The sequence below is a fragment of the Actinomadura atramentaria DSM 43919 genome (assembly GCF_000381885.1).
GTDB lineage: Bacteria > Actinomycetota > Actinomycetes > Streptosporangiales > Streptosporangiaceae > Spirillospora > Spirillospora atramentaria.
On record NZ_KB907214.1, the window covers coordinates 94,125 to 114,599 of the forward strand.

At 71.4% G+C, this 20,475-nt stretch carries 21 protein-coding genes; 11 read left to right on the forward strand and 10 right to left on the reverse strand.

What is annotated here, in order from left to right; translation table 11 throughout:
* Window positions 1-78 precede the first annotated feature (78 nt).
* From G339_RS0117910 to G339_RS0117950, 9 genes are all read left to right on the forward strand, one after another.
* Window positions 79-498: a hypothetical protein gene (locus G339_RS0117910; protein WP_240489844.1), complete on the forward strand. Its 420-nt coding sequence runs from the start codon at window positions 79-81 to the stop codon at window positions 496-498.
* Between the two features lie 352 nt (window positions 499-850).
* On the forward strand, window positions 851-2,764 hold the full coding sequence (locus G339_RS0117915) for a ParB/RepB/Spo0J family partition protein (RefSeq protein WP_157407840.1): 1,914 nt from the start codon (window positions 851-853) through the stop codon (window positions 2,762-2,764).
* A gap of 84 nt (window positions 2,765-2,848) precedes the next feature.
* Window positions 2,849-3,226, forward strand: a complete 378-nt coding sequence (locus G339_RS0117920) for a hypothetical protein (RefSeq protein WP_157407841.1) — start codon at window positions 2,849-2,851, stop codon at window positions 3,224-3,226.
* Window positions 3,226-4,011 carry a deazapurine DNA modification protein DpdA family protein gene (locus tag G339_RS34190; protein WP_033323474.1) on the forward strand — a complete coding sequence of 262 codons (786 nt, stop codon included), beginning with the start codon at window positions 3,226-3,228 and terminating at the stop codon, window positions 4,009-4,011. Before G339_RS0117920 ends, G339_RS34190 begins: the two co-directional genes overlap by 1 nt.
* 136 nt (window positions 4,012-4,147) lie before the next feature.
* A complete protein-coding gene (locus G339_RS0117930) occupies window positions 4,148-5,371 on the forward strand; it encodes a DUF3560 domain-containing protein (RefSeq protein ID WP_019632460.1) in 1,224 nt (407 codons plus the stop codon).
* On the forward strand, window positions 5,368-6,120 hold the full coding sequence (locus G339_RS0117935) for an adenine nucleotide alpha hydrolase family protein (protein ID WP_019632461.1): 753 nt from the start codon (window positions 5,368-5,370) through the stop codon (window positions 6,118-6,120). The genes G339_RS0117930 and G339_RS0117935 overlap by 4 nt, the downstream gene beginning before the upstream one ends.
* Before the next feature lie 81 nt (window positions 6,121-6,201).
* Window positions 6,202-6,972, forward strand: coding sequence for a DUF2637 domain-containing protein (locus G339_RS36865; protein WP_276203770.1), 771 nt, complete (start codon window positions 6,202-6,204; stop codon window positions 6,970-6,972).
* Window positions 6,969-7,220 (forward strand): hypothetical protein, encoded by a 252-nt coding sequence (locus G339_RS0117945; protein ID WP_019632462.1) that lies wholly within the window; start codon window positions 6,969-6,971, stop codon window positions 7,218-7,220. The genes G339_RS36865 and G339_RS0117945 overlap by 4 nt, the downstream gene beginning before the upstream one ends.
* A gap of 44 nt (window positions 7,221-7,264) precedes the next feature.
* Window positions 7,265-8,011: a GP88 family protein gene (locus G339_RS0117950; protein ID WP_051107887.1), complete on the forward strand. Its 747-nt coding sequence runs from the start codon at window positions 7,265-7,267 to the stop codon at window positions 8,009-8,011.
* A 392-nt stretch (window positions 8,012-8,403) separates the two neighbouring features.
* Here G339_RS0117950 and G339_RS37920 read toward each other — a convergent pair whose 3' ends face one another.
* Together G339_RS37920 and G339_RS0117960 are read right to left on the reverse strand one after the other, a co-directional pair.
* Window positions 8,404-9,270, reverse strand: a complete 867-nt coding sequence (locus tag G339_RS37920) for a glycosyltransferase family 2 protein (protein ID WP_240489845.1) — start codon at window positions 9,268-9,270, stop codon at window positions 8,404-8,406.
* A gap of 239 nt (window positions 9,271-9,509) precedes the next feature.
* Window positions 9,510-10,571, reverse strand: a complete 1,062-nt coding sequence (locus tag G339_RS0117960; protein ID WP_019632465.1) for a phosphoenolpyruvate carboxykinase (ATP) — start codon at window positions 10,569-10,571, stop codon at window positions 9,510-9,512.
* Between the two features lie 113 nt (window positions 10,572-10,684).
* Here G339_RS0117960 and G339_RS0117965 point away from each other — a divergent pair, with 113 nt between their 5' ends.
* On the forward strand, window positions 10,685-11,086 hold the full coding sequence (locus G339_RS0117965; RefSeq protein WP_019632466.1) for an NUDIX hydrolase: 402 nt from the start codon (window positions 10,685-10,687) through the stop codon (window positions 11,084-11,086).
* A 38-nt stretch (window positions 11,087-11,124) separates the two neighbouring features.
* Here the strand turns inward: G339_RS0117965 and G339_RS34200 are convergent, their stop codons facing one another.
* The 8 genes from G339_RS34200 to G339_RS0118005 all read right to left on the reverse strand — a co-directional run bounded on the left by G339_RS34200 (window position 11,125) and on the right by G339_RS0118005 (window position 20,239).
* A complete protein-coding gene (locus tag G339_RS34200; RefSeq protein ID WP_019632467.1) occupies window positions 11,125-12,483 on the reverse strand; it encodes an aminotransferase class III-fold pyridoxal phosphate-dependent enzyme in 1,359 nt (452 codons plus the stop codon).
* Complete coding sequence (locus G339_RS36870; protein WP_019632468.1) at window positions 12,480-13,451, reverse strand: SDR family NAD(P)-dependent oxidoreductase; 972 nt, start codon at window positions 13,449-13,451, stop codon at window positions 12,480-12,482. Before G339_RS36870 ends, G339_RS34200 begins: the two co-directional genes overlap by 4 nt.
* The gene (locus G339_RS0117980) at window positions 13,448-14,434 is read right to left on the reverse strand and encodes a phosphotransferase family protein (RefSeq protein ID WP_019632469.1); all 987 of its coding nucleotides are present in this window, start codon (window positions 14,432-14,434) and stop codon (window positions 13,448-13,450) included. Before G339_RS0117980 ends, G339_RS36870 begins: the two co-directional genes overlap by 4 nt.
* Window positions 14,431-15,672 carry a hypothetical protein gene (locus G339_RS0117985; RefSeq protein WP_019632470.1) on the reverse strand — a complete coding sequence of 414 codons (1,242 nt, stop codon included), beginning with the start codon at window positions 15,670-15,672 and terminating at the stop codon, window positions 14,431-14,433. Before G339_RS0117985 ends, G339_RS0117980 begins: the two co-directional genes overlap by 4 nt.
* Window positions 15,669-16,616, reverse strand: a complete 948-nt coding sequence (locus G339_RS34210) for a phosphotransferase enzyme family protein (RefSeq protein WP_169514760.1) — start codon at window positions 16,614-16,616, stop codon at window positions 15,669-15,671. The genes G339_RS0117985 and G339_RS34210 overlap by 4 nt, the downstream gene beginning before the upstream one ends.
* Window positions 16,617-16,732: 116 nt before the next feature.
* The gene (locus G339_RS0117995) at window positions 16,733-17,719 is read right to left on the reverse strand and encodes a sugar phosphate isomerase/epimerase family protein (RefSeq protein ID WP_019632472.1); all 987 of its coding nucleotides are present in this window, start codon (window positions 17,717-17,719) and stop codon (window positions 16,733-16,735) included.
* Between the two features lie 38 nt (window positions 17,720-17,757).
* A complete protein-coding gene (locus G339_RS34215; protein WP_019632473.1) occupies window positions 17,758-18,990 on the reverse strand; it encodes a methionine adenosyltransferase in 1,233 nt (410 codons plus the stop codon).
* Between the two features lie 64 nt (window positions 18,991-19,054).
* Window positions 19,055-20,239: an inositol-3-phosphate synthase gene (locus G339_RS0118005; protein WP_019632474.1), complete on the reverse strand. Its 1,185-nt coding sequence runs from the start codon at window positions 20,237-20,239 to the stop codon at window positions 19,055-19,057.
* On the opposite strand from G339_RS0118005, the gene G339_RS39465 reads away from it, so the two are divergent.
* Window positions 20,157-20,450: a hypothetical protein gene (locus G339_RS39465; protein ID WP_169514758.1), complete on the forward strand. Its 294-nt coding sequence runs from the start codon at window positions 20,157-20,159 to the stop codon at window positions 20,448-20,450. The two genes, G339_RS0118005 and G339_RS39465, sit on opposite strands and share 83 nt — an antisense overlap.
* Window positions 20,451-20,475 lie beyond the last annotated feature (25 nt).

The window sequence follows — 20,475 nt, forward strand, 5'->3', positions numbered from 1 at the left end:
CGTGGCTGGTGGCCGGGCGGCGGCGGGGGCGTAGTTTCTCGTCGCTGGAGCAGGCGGTGGAGTTCCGCGAGTCGCTGCATGCGGCGGTCGCGGGCGGTGTTCCATTCGATGTCCGGAGCGGTCTGCCCGTCGTGGCGGCGCCGCACGGCGGGGCTCGGCGGCGGGGCCGGTCACGGGCGCGGGCTGGTGATGCGGATGAGTGATCCGGTGTTCGAAGCGATCCGGGACCGGCTCATGGAGTGCAGCGACGGCGAGGCGCTTCTGGCGGACGGCTTCGAGGCGGCGTTGATCGGGACGGCCGTGGGCTGGTTCGGCCGCAGTCACCGGACCGTGGCGCTGTACGACCTGGCCTTGTGCCTGCACGTCCTTGTCGAGCACGGGATGGACGAGGAGGAGGCCGATGAGTGGATCGGGTTCAACCTCACCGGCGCGTATGCGGGTCCGGGTACTCCGGTGTTCGCGATCGTGAAGCGGCAGCCGGTGATCGTCGAGGACTGAGGTCTGGTGTTCCAGGAGCCCGGTGCGCGTTCTGTGTGCCGGGCTCTCGGCGTTCTAGGGCCTCCGTTCGGGTGCCGGGTCTGGAGGGCGCTGGTCCCTGCCCGGCCGCGTTGAGGCTGCGGCTCGCTGGCCGTGCCCGACAACCGGCTCTCGCTTGCGCTCGCCCGACGGCGGCCAAGATCTTTTCCTCCTTCGTCGGAAAACAGTCTTGGCCGCCGCCGGGACCGCCGGTTGCGTTCCCGGCGGCGCGCGCCGCGGTCGCCTCGCTGCCGGGCAGGGACCATCCGCGTCCCCCGGTCGCCGCGACGCGGTGGCCGAGCCCGTCCGGCGTTCCGACCGCCTGGAGGGCACCTTGAGCGAGACCGACATCGACCCCGACGCTCCCGCCGACATCGACATCGACATCTGCACCAGCGCCGACGGCATCCTCGAAGACCAAGGCGGCATCGAGCCCGAGACCGATCACGAACCCGTCGCCGGTGAGTCCTGCAGCGCCGGTTCGACCGATGGGTCGCAGGGCGGGCCGGCGCTGTCGCCCGAGGAGCTGGCGCGCTTCACCGAGCGGCCGATGATTCCGGTGGCGTGGCTGGCCGCGCACCCGGGGAACGTGCGGGAGGACAAGCAGGCCGATCAGGCGTTCTGCCGGTCGGTGGCCAGCGCCGGAATCATCACGCCGCTGGAGATCGCTCCCGATCCGGACCGCGACGGGCTCCGCGTCGTGGACGGCAACATCCGCCTGGACGCGGCCATGAAGGTCGGGTTGCACGAGGTGCCGTACTTCTTCTCCGCGGACGCCGCCGATGACGAGGGCATGCAGTACCTGCACATGCTGATCACCTCCCGGTTCCGGCGGGATCTGTCGCAGAAGGAAGAGGCGCTGGCGCTGTTCCATGCGCACCAGCAGGGGCTGACGCGCACCGAGATCCGCAGGCGCACCGGCCTGGGGCGCGAGCAGGTCAAGGCGGGCATCCGCGTGGGCGGGCTGAACGGCACGGCCCTGCAGATCGCCGAGTCGCTGTCCTACGACACCGATCTGCAGGAACTGGCACTGCTGGCTCCCTACCAGGACGACCCCGAGGCGCTGGAGTACATCGCCGGAGCCTCGACCTACAGCCCGTTGAAGTACGTCATCCAGCGGCTGGAAGACAAGCGCAAGGCGGCCAAGCGCCGCGCCGAGCTGGTCGCCGAACTGGAAGCCGCCGGCCTCGCGCTCACCGACGAGCGGCCCGATGGCGCGGTGGCGCTCCACCGGCTGCTGGACGACGAGGGCGAGCAGGAGATGACGGTCGAGGCCCACGCCGACTGCCCCGGGCGCGGCGCGTGGCTCCCCGCCTGGTCGGGTGCCACGCCGAACCACTACTGCCTGGACCCCGAGCAGTACGGTCACCGCTTCGCCGACACCGGCACCACCACCCCGCCCGAACCGGCGGTCCTGCCCCGCGGCGGCAGCGCCCCGACCAAGGCCTCCACCGAGCGCGCGATCGTCATCGAGGGCAACGCGGCCTGGTCGGCGGCGGGCATGGTGCGGCGCGAGTGGCTGGCCGAATTCCTCAAGCGCAAGACCGCGCCCAGAGACGTCGCCGCGGTGATCTCCCGGTTCGTGACGACGCAGATCGTCACGATGCCCGAGGCCCTGCGCCGGGCACTCGGCTCGGCGAGCAGCACCGATCTGTTCCGCACGTTCGGCGACCCGGCTCCCGAGACGGTGGCCAAGTCCACGCTCCCCGGCCTGTGGATGCTGCTGCTGGTCCCGATCGCGACCGCCTACGAAAGGGAGATCACCGGCGACGGCGAGCGGCGCAACACCTGGCGCGACGACAAGTACAGCCCGATCGAACGCGAGGACGCCGGGGCCTGGCTGCGGTTCATCGCCGAGATCGGGGCCAAGCACGGCTACGAGCTGTCCCCGATCGAACGCGCCGTCGCCGACGGCGCGCCCTACCGCGGCGACAACCCCACCGACAACACCGCCGACGAACCCGCCACCGAAACCGACGACGACTGCGACGACGGCGCCGGAGTCGACGCCAGTACCGACGAGCCGACCGACGCCGACGCGCAGGCGCCCGACCCGAGCAGGTTCGACGACCTAGAGGAGCCCGATTCCGATGAGCAGACCGCTGAGGAAGCGCCGCAGGAACCGGCGAGCGAGGCCGACGCCGAGGAAGCCGCCCCTTGGCCGACGGGCGGCGACGCGCCGACCCCTCAGCCTTCCGCCACCGATGACGACCTGGTGATGCACGAGCCGACCGCGGCCGCCGCCTGACCGGACCACACCCCGGGGTTCATCGAGGGCGGCCGCACCAGGTGCGGCCGCCCTCGACACCCCAACCCCATAAAGGAGTTGCCCATGCCGAACTATCTCGTGCGCTGGGAGATCGACCAGGACGCACCGACTCCCCGCCAGGCTGCTCAAGCGGCTTGGCGGAACCGCAGCGCGCCCGGCTCCATCGCCAACGTGTTCACGGTGATCAACACCGACACCGAGGCCGCCACCCTGGTGGACCTGCACGAACCCGATGCGCCGCCCGGCGAGCGCACCGGTCCGCCGGTCTTCGGCTTCGCGCTCACGATGCTGGTCACCGGCACCGTGAGCGCTCCATCCGGTGAAGCGGCGCGCGCGCTGGTCGACGGTGCGGCGTTCGAGGTGACCGCGCTCGGCACCGCCGTCTGCGAGGGGCGCATCGCCGTCTCTTCCCAGACCATCCGGGGTTGCGAGGTCCAATGATGCGGTTCTACCTGGGAAGTCATCATTCCGACTGGTTGGCCCGGGTGCAGGTCCCGTTGTGCGTGTCCCACCATGCGCTCCTGCGGCGGGTGACGCTGCCGCGGCTGCGGCCGGGCGGCCGGTGGATGCTGGATTCCGGCGGCTTCACCGAGCTGTCGATGAACGGCCGGTGGACCTTCACCGCCCGCTCCTACGCCCGCGCCGCCCGCCGCTATCACGACGAGATCGGCCCGATGGACGCCTGCGGCCAGATGGACTTCATGTGCGAGGACGAAGTTCTCGCCGCGACGGGCCTGACGGTCAGCGACCATCAGCGGCTCACCATCGACAACTATCTGGAGCTGCTGAGTCTGGAGCCCGGCCTGCCCTGGGTTCCGACGCTGCAGGGCGCTCGGCCGTCGGACTACCTGCGGCATGCGCGCGCCTGGCGCGACGCCGGGATCGACCTGCGCGCGGTTCCGCTGGTCGGGCTCGGGTCGGTCTGCCGCCGCACCAAGATCACGGTGCCGATGCTGTTGATGATCGACCGGCTCGCCGACCAGGGCGTGCGGCTGCACGCCTTCGGTGTCAAGACCACCGGACTGCTGGCCTGCGCCGACAAGCTCGTCTCCAGCGACAGCCTGGCCTGGTCCCGCGCCGCCCGCTGGGACGGCCGCCGCCCCGGCGACCCGCTCTCCCACCACGGCAACTCCGTCCACGAGGCCCTGGCCTGGCGCAGCGCCCTGCTGGCCCGGATCGACCGCGCCCATCCCGGCATCGTCCAAGACCTAAACCTGGCCGCGTGACCCGCTAGGCAGCCCGAACCGCCGCTTCCCTCCCCGTGCTCCTGCCCGCTCTCGACCCGCTCTCGCACCCGCTTCCGCCTGGCGTCTCGCCGCTCCCGGCGAGACGCCTTTCCCTTTCCCGAAAGGAAGGCAGCCTGTGATCATCATCAGCCACACCCTGGAAACCGGCACCGTGGTGTACGGAACCGTTCCCGAGGACGCGGAACCGCTCCTGCGCACCGCGGGCCTCCGCCGCTCCGGCCGTCTCCCCGACCATCCCGCCTTCGGTCCGGCGTCCTGGTATCTGCGCTCCACCCGCCGCCGTCCCGCCCACCGGGTCGAGCTGGAGCGATGCGCCGCCGCGCTGCGCGCCGCCGGACACCCCGCCCGCCTGGACATCGACGACGTCACCCTCCCGACCACGACGTTCGCCGAGCTGGAACGGCAGCGCCACGAACGCGCCGCCGACCGCGCCGCCCGCCTCGCCGACCGCGCCGAGACCGCGACCGCCCGCGGCCAGGACCTGATCGACCAGGTCGCCCGCGAGCGGCACCGGATGCCGCCCGACCAGCCGCTGCTGGTCGACCACCCCTCCTACAACCGCGAGGTCCGCGCGCAAGAACGCCGACTGGCCAAGGAGAAGCGCGGCCGCCAGCGCCTGGAGCAGGGCCGGGAGCTGGCGCGACGATCCCGAGCCGCCGCCGGCTTCCCCTCCCATCGCACCAGCCTGCCCGCCGCCCTCGCGCGGCTGACGGAGTTGGGGGCCGACGTCCGCCGCCGCCACCGGTTCCTCGCCGGACGCGACGAGACCTGGCCGCTCACCGACGCCGCCGGCCTGTACGACCGGCTCGACGAACACCCCGACGGATCACGGGTCCTGTGGCTGGACTTCAGCGCCAACCGCGCCCGCGTCCACCTGACCGCCGACGCCCGCGAGCAGGCCGCCACCGAATCCCAGCTCGTCCTGCTAGACGAGGAGATCCGGTACTGGCAGACCCACGTCGCCCACCTGGAACGCGAGCAGCACGCCAAGGTCTGGGGGCCGGGCGACTTCACCGCCGGGGACTTCGTCCAGACCGGCGACCGCTTCCACGAGGTCGTCAGGGTCAACACCAAGACCCTCACCGTCGCCAACGCCCTGGACAACCACCTCCGCAGCATCGTCACCAAAGCCGACGCCCTCGACACCTTCGCCGCAACCCGCAAGGTCCGCACCGGACGCCTCCCCTACACCCGCGTCAACGGCCGACTCTCCCCCGCGAAGGCCCGCGACCGCTTCCCCGACGCCTTCCCACCCGACGCCCCCGACAAGACCACCGGAACCGCTCCCGAGACCGCGTCGGGGGCAGCGTTCTTCGCACGTGACGAGGACGCCGCATGACCAGCACCGGCACCACCTCAACCACCGAGGTCTGGCACGTGGTCCAGTGGTCGGGCGGGATCGGGTCCTGGGCCACCGCGCAGCGCGTCGCCGCCGCGCACGGCACCGACCGCATGATCCTGCTGTTCGCCGACGTCCTGGTCGAGCACCCCGACCTGTACCGCTTCAGCCGCCAGGCCGCCGCGCGACTCGGCCTCGGCGTCACCCGCGTCTGCGACGGCCGCACTCCGTTCGAGCTGTTCAGCGACGTCCGGTTCCTGGGCAACAACCGCATCGCCCCCTGCTCGCGCATCCTCAAACAGCTCCCCGCCCGGCGCTGGCTGGAGGCCGAGCTGCCGCCCGACCGCACGGTCCTGTACGTCGGCATCGACTCTTTCGAGAAGCACCGCGCACCCGCCATCGCCAAAGGCTGGCGTCCGTGGCGGGTGGAGTTCCCGCTGCTGCAGCGCCCGCACCTGACCAAAGACGACATGCTCGCCTGGGCGACCAGCCTCAGGCTGCGACCCCCCGCCCTGTACGTCCCGCCCTACAACCTGCGCCACAACAACTGCGGCGGGTTCTGCGTCCGCGCCGGCATCCGGCAGTGGACCCGCATGCTCACCGTCGACCCCGACGGGTTCGCCGAAGCCGAAGCCGCCGAAGCCCGGATGCGCGACCAGCTCGGTGACGTGGCGATCCTGCGCGACCGGCGCGACGGACGCTCCCGCCCGCTCCCGCTCGCCGAACTCCGCCACCGCACCACCGCGTAACCGCTCTCCCCGCACCCGGCACCCCGCTCTCCCCATCGAGAGCACCCCAGCCCGAAAATCCCGAACGAAGGAGGCTCGCCCTTGAACCACCAGACCCCATCAATCCGACGCGACCCAGGCGAGGACCCGCAACGAAACCCTGAAACGTCTACTCGGCCAAGCGCCGGGGACCGGCTGATCCGCTGGGGAGCGGCCGGAGCCGTCCTGTGCGTGACCGGCATCGCCGCCGTGATCAGCTACGGCCACGCCTACCAGCTCGTCACCCGCTACGGCGAGTCCGGCGCGATCGCCCGCGCGCTCCCCCTCACCGTCGACGGCCTGATCGCGACGTGCTCGCTGGTGATCCTGCACTACGCCCGCAACAACCGCCGGGCGCCCTGGCACGCCTGGGGCCTGCTGTTCACCGGCGTCATCGCCACCGTCGGCGCCAACGTCGCCCACGGCCTCGACCACGGAGCAGTCGGCGCCACCGTCGCGGGCTGGCCCGCCCTCGTCGCCGTCGGCAGCTTCGAACTCCTCATCCGCCTCATGCGCGACCAACCGAAACCACCCGCCCCTGCCGGGTTCGCCGAGGCCGAGGAGAACGTCCCCCAGCTCGACGACGCCGGGGAAACCCACGACACCACCGACGGGCACGACCCGGACGTCCTCGCCGCGATCGACCTCTACACCCCCGCCCTCCAAGCCGGGGAACTCCCGTCGATCCGCCGCATCAAACGCGACCTGCGCGTCGGCCACCCCAAAGCCGCCCGGATCCACCACGCGCTCCGCGAAGCGAACACCCCCACCGAAACCGGCGAACCACACCCCGGCCCCGCGCTCACCACCGTCAACCAAGGAGAAGACGCATGACGCATCCCCCGACGATCACCATTTCTGACCCGCTCGGCTGGATCCTCGACTGGGTCCATCTCGACGGCTTCGACGGCGACCTCACCTGCACCGAATGCGGCACCGACCTCCGCGCCGTCGAGACCGGCGACAGCCTCGGCTCCCTGACCCGCACCGCCATCGACCACGCCCGGACCTGCGTCCAGAGCCTCGGCGTGCCCTGGACCGAACGGACCACCGCCACCCCCGCGGAGCGTGACACCCAGTGAGCCCCGATCCCGACGAGGCCCGGCGCGGCAGCCGAGCCTCGTCCATCCCCGCCGCTCAGAACGCCGAACTCCACGCCCGCACGCCCGCACGCCCAACGCGGTTGCTCACCCGCTCCAACCGCCGACTCGCCCGCGAAGGGACCTGGACCTGGACCCTGCCCGCCCTGGCCGCGCGCCTGCCCGACGGCCGCACCGTCACGACCTGCCCGTCCGCCGGCGTCTGCGCCCAAGCGTGCTACGCCCGAGCCGGCGCCTACCGATTCCCCGCCGTCCGCGCCGCCCACATCCGCAACCTGGCATTCGTCCTCGACGACCCGGCGGGCTGGGAGACCGCGATGCGCAACGAACTTCGCCACCCGCGCTTTATCGGCGCCTACGTCCGCATCCACGACAGCGGGGACTTCTTCTCCGATGACTACCTCGCGGCATGGCTGCGGATCGTCAACGCCATCCCCGGAACTCATTTCTACTGCTACACGAAAGAAGTGCTCATGTTCCGCCGCCACGTCGAACCCGAGCCCCCCGCTAACCTCCGCTGGATCTACTCACTCGGAGGCAGACACGACCAACATATCGACCTAGGGCTCGACCGCACCGCAGACGTCTTCCCCACCGAGAACGCGATCACCGACGCGGGATGGAACTGGGACCACGACTCCGACCTGCGCGCCGCCTACGGCCCCACACCCATCGGCATGGCCGCACGCAACATCCCCCAAGCCAAACGCCGCCAAGGAAACAGGACTTTCGGAGAATGGCAACACGAGGCCCGGCAACGACGAAGCGCATGAACCGCAGAACTTTACTCCACCAATTGGACGAAAGAGATCTGATGCGAATTCCCGGCCGCTAATTTCGAGTTAGCCGCCGTCAATCCCGGCGCGGACCGGACCGCACTGCATCGAACACGCGTTCGGTAGCCTGTGCATGTGACGTTCGCTGACCCGCCGTTCGAGTGCCCGGCCGGGCACCGGCTTGGACCGCACCTTGTGATCGTCGGCTGGCACCCTTGCGTGTGCGCGTCCTGCGCGGAGCGACCGCGTGGGCTTCGTGGCCACCGGACGTACCAGTGTGTGCCCTGCGCCAGGCGGCGGCTGAGCACGGTCAGATACGACCCACCCTGCTCGGAACCATGGGCACCGAGCAGGGACTGATCTGCTGACGCCCGGCGCGGGCCGAGCCGTCAGATGATGGGTGGGCGGCCGAGGCGGGTCATGCGCCAGACGGTGCGCCAGCGCATGGGTCGGCCGGGGCGGGCAGGGGACGCGGCAGCCTTCGGCGAAGCCGGCGATCCATGCGCGAAGGCCCGTGAGGGGTGGGCGGCGGGCGATGGTGCCGACCGTCCAGATCCCGAGGTAGACGGGGATGAGCGGGGCGGGAAGGTTGCGGCGGGCGAGCCAGACGCGGTTGCGGGCGGTGGTGCGGTAGTAGACCGCGTGGCGCGCGGGGTCGGTGCGCGGGTGATGGAGCACGAACTCCGGCCGGTACTCGACGGTCCATCCGGCATCGAGGGCGCGCCAGGCGACATCGGTCCCCTCGTGGGAGAAGAAAACTGCGCGGGCCAGTCGCCGGTCTGGTCGGCGACGGCCATGCGGACGGCGTTTCCACCACCGACGAAGGTGGTGACGTGCCCGGCGCGCAGTGCGCCGCGCGCGCCCAGGCGGGGCACGTGGCGGCGCCGGGTCTCGCCGCGTTCGTCGGCGATGCGGAACGGCACGATGCCCAGGTCCGGTCGCTCGGCGAAGAGCCGGTACAGGCGGACGAAGGTGGTCGGGTCGGGGACGAGGCCGTCGTCGTCGAGGTAGACGGCCACATCGACGTCGGCCGGCCTGGCGGAGCGCGTCGAGCCCGGCGTTGCGGCCGCCCGAGACGCCGAGGTTGTCGGGAGTTTCAGGGTGTCGACACCGTCCGGCAGGTCGGGCAGCGGGGCTCCGTTGCCGACGACGACGATCCGCGCCGGGCCGCCGTCCTGGGCGAGCACGCTGTCGAGCAGCTTGACGAGTTCTGCCGGACGATTGCCCATGGTGAGGACGACGCCCCCGAGCGCCATGCCCGCGAGGTTACCGGCACCGCGACTTCCTATCCCGTTCACCGTGAAGCTTCGCCCGCTTCACCGGCCTGAACGAACGCCGAAGTCCGCGAAGCCCAGCCCCGTAGGCCGTGCGCGCCAACCGACCAGGACGAATGGCAGCTCCGAGCGGTAGCCGGGCGCGCGGTCGAGCGGCGTTCCCTCGAACGTCGCACCGCTGCGTGTTATCGAGCACATGGTCGACCGGGCTGCTTCGGTCGTCAGAGGCTGCACAGGAGCCGGTCGAGTGTTCCTTGGTGTTTCATCTGCAGTGCGGTCGCGTTCTCGGCGAGGTGTTGGGCGAGGTCGCGGCCGTCGTCGGTGAACTGGTGGATGGTGCGTTTGGGGGAGGCGAAGTGGTTGGGTGTGCAGTCTGCGTCGAAGACCCAGTCGGTGCGCAGATGTGCAGCCAGGGCGGTGGCGGCGTCCGAAGTCGGAATCGGGTCGGTGTGCCACTGGGGTCCGAACTCGGGGAAGACGATCGCGGTCTTCGGCGTGCCGGCGGGGTGGATGTCGAGGGTGACGGGGTTGGGTTGGCGGAAGGTCGAGTAGAGGAAGTCGACGCGGGTGGTGATGGCGTTGACCTGGTCGGTTGGCAGCGTCCGGTATGGGTCGAGGCGGGCGCGCAGGGATGGTTGCGTGCTTGTCCTGTTCGGTTCGGGCAGTGCCGCTTCGTAGTCGAGGCAGGTGCGGATCTTCAGCGGGATTCGGGTGGGCAGTGAGGTGATCGCGAGGTTGGGCCCGGCAGGATCGGCGTAGACGATCAAGTGGTCGTTGGAGATGAAGTGGAAGCCGTGGCGGAGCACGGCGTCGAGGGCGAGGGTCGTCTTTCCCGCGCCGGCGTCGCCGGCCAGGATGACGAGGAGACCGTCGCGGTGGACGGCGGCGGCGTGGAACATCGCGTAGCGGCGGCGGTCGAGCCAGTCGGTCATCGCATCCCGGACCGTCTTGCGGACGGCGGTCGCCAGACGCGCCGGTGCCGGGCAGACGACCCGGATGCCGGGCCGACCGGCCCCACCGGGCGCGACGTCGTAGGTGACGCCGTACCGGTCGGCGCGGCTCTCGTCGGGCGGGCGGCGGAGGCGCGCGTCGATGCGGTAGCCGCCGGGGCGGGTGGTGGTGCGGTAGTAGTCGGTGAGTTCGTCCAGGAGCGGCGGATGGTCGGTCCGGACGGTCACCGTGGTCACGGCCAGGTCGTAGGTCGCGGCGGCGATGGGGTGCGCGGCCGCTTGGACGTGCTCGGGCGAGCGCGAGTGTGGTTTCGGCGCCGGTCGGCCGATCATCAACGTTCGGCCCTCCTCGTCGGTGTCGTGGCGTGCTGCGGGGCGCACCGGGTGTTCTCTTCGGGGTCCGCGGAATTGCTGCGCCGTCGGGTGGTTCGCGGGAGACTCGGGGGATGGAGCGGGTGGATGTGGCGTACGCGTTGGTGACGCGTGAGGACAAGGTGCTGATGGTGCGCAACGCCGACACCTGGAGTCTGCCGGGCGGTCGCCGCGAGAGCGGGGAGACGTTCGCCGATGCGGCGGTGCGCGAGACGTTGGAGGAGACGGGGCTGAAGGTCCGCGCCGGTGGAGTGGTGAGCGTGTCGGAGCAGCACGGCGCGGTCCACGACCTGTTCATCGTGTTCGAGGGGAGCTGCGTCGACTCGGCCGCGGCTGCGCAGACGCCCGAGGACGATCCCGACGTCCGTGAGGTCGCATGGGTGCCGTTGGCCGAAGCGTCCTCGCTCATGCCCTGGTATCCGGGCGGGGTCGAGGCGATGCTGCGCCGCGGGCCCGCGGAGTACTTCGTGAGTTGAACGATCGCGCGGCTGCGGCGGGGCGAACGGCTTCCGGTTCATAGGACACGACGCGGCGGTGGGCGTTCAAGGAGTCCGTCGGGACCGTGGGCGAGGGCGCGCGCGCAGGTCGTTGCGGCCGCTGCGACGGCGTCCGCGGTGAGGTCGACGTGGTCGCGGACGTGGGCATGGGTGGCGTAGAAGATGCCGCGAAACAGGCAGGCACGGCGCACGACTTCCTGGATGAACAGCGCGCGCAGCTCGTGGTCGGTGATGTGTTCGTTGCCGCGCGCGTGCAGGCCGAGGAAGACCGGGTAGCCGGTCAACGTGAGGTGGTCTTGGACGTCGGCGGCGGTCAGGGCGTCGTCCAGTGTGTTACGCAGGGCGGTTCCGGTGGCGCGGGTGCGGAGCAGGGCCTGCTCGCGGCGCATGACGGTCAGGGTCGCCGTCATCGCGGCCAGGGACGCGGCTTCGCCTCCGTGGGTGCTCGACATCATCAGCAGGCCGGCGCGGCCGGGCTTGGGGGGGCGCGTTGTGTCGGCCTGTCGCATGAGGTCGGCGCGGCCGGTGAGCGCCGAGAGCGGCAGTCCGTTGGCGATACCTTTCCCCCAGATGGTGAGGTCGGGTGTGATGCCCGTCAGCGGGCGGGCGGCGGGGAACTCGTACTTCAAGCCGGTGACGGTCTCGTCGAAGATCAGCACGGTTCCGTGTGCGGTGCACAGGCGGCGGAGGTCGGCGAAGAACTCGGGTTCAGGGCGGACGAAGCGGACAGGTTCGCAGATGACGGCGGCCAGGTCGTCTCGGTGGTCGGTGAACAGGCGCGCGAGCGCGGCCCGGTCGTTGTAGGGAAAGCCGAGAGTGTGGGCTGCGGCGCCGGGCAGGGTGCCCGAGGCGGCGGCGGTGGTGGCGATGAACCAGTCGCCGGTGGAGAAGAACGGCTGGTCGGCGGCTCGGGCGATCGTGGTGCGGCCGGTCGCGTGCCGGGCGAGTTTGATCGCGCCGTCCACCGCGTCGGAGGCGTTCTTCCCGAACTTGACCATCTCGTCGCCGGTCGCGTCCAGGAACAGTCCGGCGGCGCGCAGTTCGGCGTGGGCGGGGAGTTGAAAGTTGGTCCCGCGTTCCAGGGCGCGGGTGACCGCGGCGGTGACGGCAGGGTGGGCGTGGCCGAGCGGCACCGAGGACAGGCCCGCGAACCAGTCGAGGTAGCGGACGCCGTCGAGATCCCAGACCCAGGCGCCGCGTCCGTGCGACAGCATGGCCGGGGCGGTCGACGGCCACTGAGCTGCGGTTTTGCTGTAGGCGTGAGCACCGCCGGGCACCAGGTCGCGCAGACGCTCGGCCGCGCGCTGCGAACGCGACCCCGCGCTCGGCTGGATCGGGTCGAGCGGCGCGTCGGCGCGGGCGGGCGAATCGGTCATCGGGATGCGTTCCTTTCGTCGGCAGTCGCGGAGCGTGCCCTTGCCGGTGGCGGTGTGAGGCTGGCGGACAAGCCGCCGTCGACGTAGAGCGTGTGGCCGGTGACGTAGGCAGCGTGGGGGCTGACCAGGTAGGCGATGGCGTCGGCGACGTCGGCGGGGGTGCCGGGCCGGGCGGCGGGAATCCGGGCGCTGAGCATCCGGCGCGGCCAGTGGGGATCGGCGGCGTTGGGGCCGGAGTCGATCGCGCCGGGCGCGACCGCGTTGACGCGGATGCCCGGTGCCAGGTGGCAGGCCAGGTACCGGGTGATCGCCGCGAGGGCGGCCTTGGAAGCGTGGTACGCCGCCGAGTCGGGGCCGATGAAACGCTCGGCGACGGATGTCACCACGACGACGCTCCGCAGCGAGCCGCGACGCGTTTCGTGCGGGGGGTCCTCGGAGACGAGGGACGGCTGCGTCGTGAGGCTAGCGGCTGCGCGGACGAGCAGAAGCGGCGCGGTGATCCCGGCGTGCAGGACGGTGTCGATCTGGGCGGCGGTCGCCTGCCACAGCGGGGTGGTGTCGATGATCGCGGCGCAGTGGACCAGGGCGTCCAGCCGCCCGAAGCGGGAGACGGCCGCGGCGACGACCGCCTCGACATCGTCGTCCTGGTCATCCGCAGCGCCGCCGTCGGTTCGCGCGGCGGCCTCGCGGACGTTGCGGGGTACGAGGTCGAGTCGGTAGAAGGTCAGACGGTCGCCGTTGGGGTCGAGGCGGCGTTGCAGTGCGGCGGCACGGTCGGCGTTGCGATGGTAGGTGGCCGCGATCCGGTAGCCGTCGAGGAGAAGGCGTTCGATGGCCGCGGCGCCGATGTCGCCGCTGCCGCCGGTAATCAGGGCGACGGGACGGTCGTCGGCGGGCTGGCTGGCGGAAGCGCTGCCGACCGTTGTCGGGGAAGGCGCTGCGGTACGCGCTGCGGGTTGCGAGGTCATGAGGGATCAGGCCAGGCGTCGATGCGGGCTTGGAAGGCGGCGAGCATGGCCGGGTCGGGCCATCTGCGACCGAAGTACGGGACTCCGGCCAGGTATTCGATGCCGCGGTAGAGGGAGAGGCGGGCGACGGTGTCGTCAGGGAGCCGACGGACCGCCTGGTAGCCCTCCAGGAACGGCGCTTGCAGGTCGGGGTGCCGCTCGAAGATCCACATTCCCGGTTTAACGAGGTCCCAGAGCGGGTCGTAGAAAGCCGCCGCCTCGAAGTCGATGATTCCGACCTCCTGGTGGGGGCCGCGGTCGATGAGGTTGGGCAGGTACAGGTCGCGGTGCGTCAGCGCCGGGCGGATGCCGTCGGGCAGACCGTCGATCAGGGTCTTGAGCCTGGCCGCCATGGCGTCCAGGCGTCGGTCGTCGAGGATCGAGGCGGTGCGATTGTCGTCGACGACCTTGGCCAGCCGCGAGCGGCACGCGGCCGTCCACGACGGGTAGCTGCGGTATCCGGCGGCGTCCTCGGCGAAGCGGGGCCCGGTGACGGTGTGCATTCCGGCGACTGCGCGTCCAATGCGCTCAGCCAGATCGGCGCGCTGGGCGGGATCGTCGGGCAGCACCGCCGCGGCATCGTGGCCGGTGAGCCAGGTCTGCACGTAGTAGGGCCTGCCGAGCGCGTTGCGCTCGGCGGCGTCGTCGGCGGCGACGACCTGCGGGACGGTGACGCCTCCGGCGGCCGCGAGTTGCTGGGCGGTGATCTGGCGGTGCATGTCGGCGGGGCTGACGCGGCGGATGCCGGTTTTGAGCAGGTAGTGGCCGGACGGTGAGGCGACCTTCCACGCAAGGTGGCCGAATCCGACGGTCAGGGCGTCGATTCGCTGTGCGTCCTCGCCCGTCGCGTCGCTGAACGCGGTGGCTGCGGCGTCGATGCTGATCTGCGGCGTGTTCTCGGGTGCGGACTGGGGCGGCGGGCCCAGGCGTGCGGGTGGGGTCATCGCGGGTCCTTGAACGGCGGGACGGTGTCGGCAGTGCCTGGTCCGTGCGGGGCGTCGAGCCCGTCGATGCGGCCGATCAGCGCTGCGGCGGTGGCGAGCACGTCGGATGCGGGCGCGCGGACCTGCAGCGCGGGAAGCGCGGCCAACGCATTCACGACGCGTTGGGCGCCGGACGTCGCGGTGGCGGGAGGAAGCGTGCCCGGGTGAGTCGCGGCTGCCGTCGGTGGTGGTGCTTCGGCTGGGATGAGGAAGAACGGGTCGAGCCAGCGTTCGATCGGGTCGGGGAGCTGCTGGAGGCCGCTGAGCCGTTCGACGACCTGCCGGGGCGTCAGAAGCTCGATGTCCCCTGCACGGTCGGGTCCGGTGAAGGAGGGAAAGATCAGGACGTTCGGGTGGGCGGCGGCGGCCAGGTCCGCCTCGGTGATCGCGGCGGCGGACTCGGGCCGCAGGTAGATGCTGCCGAGGGTGGCGGTCGAGGTCGAGCCCGCCGATCGCACGCGACGGCCGGCACCGCCCAAAGGGCCGATCATGTCGACGCGGACCTCGATGCCCCGGGGCCAGCCGCGGCAGATCACGCTGCCCGCCCCGCGTGTTGGGTCGAGCGCCGGTGCGCCGTGGTCTTGGCAGGCCGGTCGGCAGCCGGTGAGGTGAAACGTGCTGTCGTCATTGCTGATCAACGCCGCCCGCCGAGCGCATTGCCGGGCTAGGTCCAGCAGCGCCAGCAGCAAGCTGGTCTTTCCCGATCTGCTGGGACCGATCAGCGTGATGCATCGCCGACTCCCCGTGCGGACGGTGAACGCGAGCGCCGCCGCCGGGAGGAACACCGCTCCCGCCGCCTGCAATTGACGGCGCAGGAGCGCGCGGACCAGCCGCATCGCGGATCGCACGACCTGCTGATCGCCGGTGCCCGGGTGCTGCCGCAGCCACAGCATCCGGTCGGTCGGATGCACGTAGAGCACGCGTGGCACTTCACCGTCCTCGGGGACGGTCTCAGGCACCGGGAACCAATCATCGCAAGGAGCGCTTTCGGCGATGATCAACGTCCACTCAGGTCCATGCGAGACGTCATCGTCTTCAACCGAACCGGAGGGGACCAGGACACGGGAGTCGAAACCGGCGATGCCGGGGTCGACGGTAGCGGAGGTGCGAGGTGCTGGCGGCATGGTCACCCAGGGAGAGCAGTCCCTGGTCAGCGCGGCGGCGAGAGCCGGAGGCGCCATGACTCGCACGCCGATCACGCCGTTCTCCCTTCGATCCGGTCGGCATGCCGGGCCGTCGCCGCGTTGAGCAGTTCGCCGAGCAATCCGTTGAGCAGTTCGGCGCGCGCCGGATCGGTCAGCACAGCCAGTGCGGCGAGCGGGCGGTGGAGCGCTTGCATGATCGGACGGCCGGCACGGCGCAACGCGTGCAGGTGGCGGGGGTCGGGGAGCTGCGAGGCGACCATGCACGGCCACAGCGCGTGAAGCTCGGCGAGGCCGAGCGGCGCGGCCATGTTCCGGTAGGCCGCCAGAAGGGTCGCGAGCGCGTCCGGGCGGAGCCGGTAGTCCCCCGGCCCGTGACGGCCGAGCATCAGGCAGGCGTACGCCACGTCCCAGATCCGGGGGCGCCGGTCGACACCGTCCAGGTCCACGATCGCGGCCATCCGCGGGCCATGCACCAGCAGGTTCCCGCCGTGGAAGTCACCGTGGGTCCAGGCTTCGGGCAGCCGATCGCGGTCCACCGGCCGGTTCGCCAGGTACTCGCCGAGCGCCGCGACATGAGGCCGGTAGCGCGCCAGCACCGGCCGGTCGGCGATGCCTGTGAGATCGGTGACGGCGGCCCACATGCTGTCGGGGAAATCCAACCACGCGTTCCACGCCAGATCGCCGGGAACCGGCCGGATGTCCCCGGTGAGCGCGTGGCGGTGCAGGGCGGCGAGGGCGGTCCCGGCCGCCGACAAGTCCGATGGCTCGGCGGAGCAGGAGCGGCCGGCGACGAAGCCGGTCGCGGTCCACACCTGCCCGCCGACGGCGACGGCGCCGTGCCCGTCGAGGTCGCGTAGCACCGGGGCGAACGGCACGCCGACGCGGCGGGCGTCGTCGGCGAAGTCCGCCAGGAACCGCACACGGTCCAGCCGGGGGTCGCGGTGGTGGTTGCGCAGCACCCAGCGGCGCGGGTCGCGCACGTCTCCGACCACGGCCATGCCGTTCGCGGTGGCGCCTTGCGCCATCAGTTCACCGCGGGCGGCGGGCAACCCGAAGCATTCCCGCGCCACCCACAGCGCCGTTCGAACCCCCGGTGGACGACCCGATCTCCAGTTCATACCGCATCGTCCGTTTCAAGTCCGGTATCGACCGAGTGCAGCACGGCGGTCAGCGCGGCGGCGGCGCGGCGCAGCAGCTCGGCGGTCACGTCGCTTTCCATGTGCGGCTGCGGCGAGTCGCCGCGCAGCGACCCTCCAGTCGCCGTTCGGGCCGCCGACCGTGGAACCGCAGCGCACGGGACCTCGACCGACAACGCCGAGTGATACCCGACCGCGGCACAGGCGTGCAGCACACCGGCCCAGTCCGTCTGGCCGGTTCCCGGCAGGACGCGCCGAGGCGGGCCTTGCGCGGCGTCGAACACCACGTCGGCGACCTGCACCCATCCCACCGAGCCGACGGGCAGGGCACCGATCGCGGTCGCCGGGTCGTCGAAGACCACCGCGTAGGTCGCAGTGTCGACCAGCAGCTTCGGCGTCGCCGCAGGTTCGGCCGCCCGCCAGGATTCCCAGAGCCACCCGGCCCTGGCCAGGTGGAACGGGTCGTGGATCTCCACGTGCAGCGCGATCCCGTGTGCGGCGGCGGCGCGAGCCAACTCCAGCGCCCGCCTGGTCAAGGTGGCGGCGTCGAGCCCAGCCCCGGGCGAGGCGGGGCGGGGCACGAACACGGTCAACTCAGCCCGGTGGTGGCGATAGCGGGCGGCCAGCGCGCAGGTGGAGTTCCAGCGCCGCAGCGCCTGGGGCCACGCCGCCGCCGGTACGGTGAGGTCGGCGGGGACGCCCGTGCCGCAGGAGATGCGGGCGATCCGCACCCCGGCCGCATCAAGGAGATGCTGCAGCGGGCCGGTACCCAGCGTCCGTTCCGCAGCGGCCACGTGGTGGGCGGCCACCTCCAGCGCGGCGAAGCCGGCGGCTCCCGCCCCCCGCGCGAACGCCGGGAGCGGGACGTCGTAGCCCGCCGTTGCCTGGTCGACCGACCGTTCCCACCACGATCGCCCTACCGATGGACGGCACCGCCGCGCAGGGTCCGGATTGATGTTCGTCATCGAGACCTCGTCGTTGACGTCGTTGGAACCTGAGCGGATCAGTGCAGGGCGAACGCGCCGCTCAGCAGCCCGTCGAGCGTGTCGGGGATCATCTTGAGCCGGTCGGTGATCAGCGACCGCAGTTCGTCGGCGTCCGGGATCGCCCCTCGGCCAGGTTCGACGGTGACCAGGACCGCGTGCGGGTCGGTGATGAGCTGCCCGGTCTGGCCGATGATCACGACTTCCGCGCCCAGGCCGTAGCTTTCCGCAACCGCCTGCACGACCAGATCGGCGCCGATGCAGTACACCTTGCCCGTGTGATAGACGGGGTTCTTGCCGCTGATTCCCTCCATGGTGAAGGGCCGCCCGGCCGAGATCAGACCGCCGTACCGGTTCCCGCGCCCGACCAAACCCTCATCGCCCGTCTCGATCGACGAACCCGTCAGCGTCAGGTACAGCTCGGGCCGGTCGTAGTCGTCGCGCATGTTGAGGTGGATCAGCGTTTCGTGATCGGGCAGCAGCCGTGCCGCGTGCTCAGCGAGGCGGTCCCGCGCCCAGTCCAGATTCGCGCGATAGGCGTCCAGGTCGGGCACGTGCCGCGCGAGCTGGGGAACGCACGCGGTCACCTCGACGCGGCGCCCCGTTCTGCATGCCATCACCTTCACGTCACTGCCCAGCCACGGCGGCCGGGCGGCTCCGGCGAGCACCTTCTCGACGTCCAGCACGAACCGCTCGGTCGGGGTGAACGGGCCGTACGCCGCGCCGGAGGAGGTGTCGTTGCACGCCAGCCGTCGCAGCTCGGGCAGGTCGTCGATGCCGGCCGGGTTGAACCACCGCGAGCGCCGGTTGGAGGCGGTGTCCTTGGCGCCGATCCCGCCCGGGGAGTCCCCGGTGGAGACCTCGTAGATCAATCGCAGGTCCCGGTCGAGGTCGAGCATGGCGAAGCGGTCGGCGAAGAAGCTCCGGCATGCGTCGGTGAGCAGGTCACGCACCGGGATCGCCGTACCGGCGTAGGACGCCGACGCGCGGCCGTTCAGCAGCACCCGCACGGGAGACAGCAGCTCGCCAGAGCCGAAGTCGACACGGACCCGGCCCCCCAGAATCCCGACCTTGTCGAACTGGTGGTGCAGCACGGCGCCGAAGGCGTCGAGCGTGTAGCGCGCGTAGACGCGCGACAGGTGCTCGGCCAACGCGTCGGCCAGCGTGTCGGGATGGCCCTGGCCTTTCCGTTCGACGACCTCGAACGACTGGTCGGCGCGGCGCGCCGACGCCGGGGCGCAGACGATGTTCATGACGAACTCCCTTCAACGAAGCAGCGGTTCTTTCCGGTGGCAGACCGACCGGCGGGGAGGCGGCTCAGCGCGCGCGGGCGGGCGAGCCGGTGGCCGCGGTGGCGTGGCTCGCGCTCGTCCTGACGGAGGACAGGTTGGTGGCGAAGTCGCTGAGCAGATTCCACTGCGCGGCCAGGTCGTGCGGCGGGCCGTCACCGGCGGGGTCCTTGAAGAAGAACGCCAGTTCTTCCAGCGTTCCGCTGGCCCCGACGTCCAGTGCGCGAGCGGTGAGCCGGACCAGGTCCAGCACCAAGGGCGCGGCGAGCGCCGAGTCGACGCCCTCCCAGGTGAACTGCAGTCGGCCGCCGACTCCGAGGAAGCCGGCGAACGTCATCAGGTCCCAGGCGGTCTTGCGATCACCAAGCACGGGGAGGTTGTCGATGTGTACCTGACCGGGCGGGAGATAGCCCAGCGTGCCAGCCAGGACGTGCTGCTTGCTGGTCGACTTCGACTCCGCAGGCCCTGACTCCTGCAGTGTCGCGCCGTCTCCGCCGCCCAGCAGGTTCGTCCCCGACCATGACGTCACCCGCAGGTTCCGCCGGGCGAACATCGGCCCGAGAGCGCTCTTGACCAGCGTCTCGCCGGTCTTGCCGTCCCGGCCGCCCAACGGCACGCCGCGGCGGCGGGCCAGGGTCTCCACAGCGGGCAACGACGCGCCCGTCGATGGCGTGAAGTTGACGTACGCGCAGCCTTCCAGCACGGCGGCCAGCGCGAACAGCGTGCTGTCGGGAACCACCGGCTGATCCGCCCGCACCGCTGCCAGCAACGCCTCGGGCTCGGCATGGGCGGGGTGCGGCGCGACCGGCGCCTCCGTCGAGGCGAGGTTCACCACCACGATCCGGTCCACGCCCTCAACGTCCCTGAACTGGGCCAGGTCCTCGCGCACCTGCAGCACGCGCTGCTCAGCGGGCCCCGACGGCGCGGGACGGACCGCGCGTTCGACGCGGTTCAGCCCGGTCATGACGCGCTCCGCGAGCAGGGGCGCAGGGACCACCCCGCCGCGAACGAGGCGATCAGCGCGCTCGACCAGCGAAGTCGCCTCCACGTCGTGCCCGCCGAACACCAGATCGCGCATCTCCGGCAGGTCGGCGCCCGCGAACGGCGGGAGCGCGGTTACGCACCCGGTCATGTCCGCCAAGCTCGCGCCGAGGGCCAACGCGCCGACAACCGTCGTGACGGCCACCGATCCGCGCGCACCGATCACCCACACTCCGACCTTCCGCTGCTCGTCCCTCCCGTCTTCGAACGCGAACGGCTTCGCGGCGGATGGTGCTGGTTTCGATGACACGGCGGCTCCTGACGACGACACGGAAAACGGAATCTTCGAACGTCCTGACCGGTTCACGACCGGCGAGGTGTCGTTCCTGAGTGAACGCCGCAGCCGCTCACGGGAAAAGGGGGCCGCCCGGCCCGCGTCTTGAAAGTATTGAAAGTCGACGAAGGCCG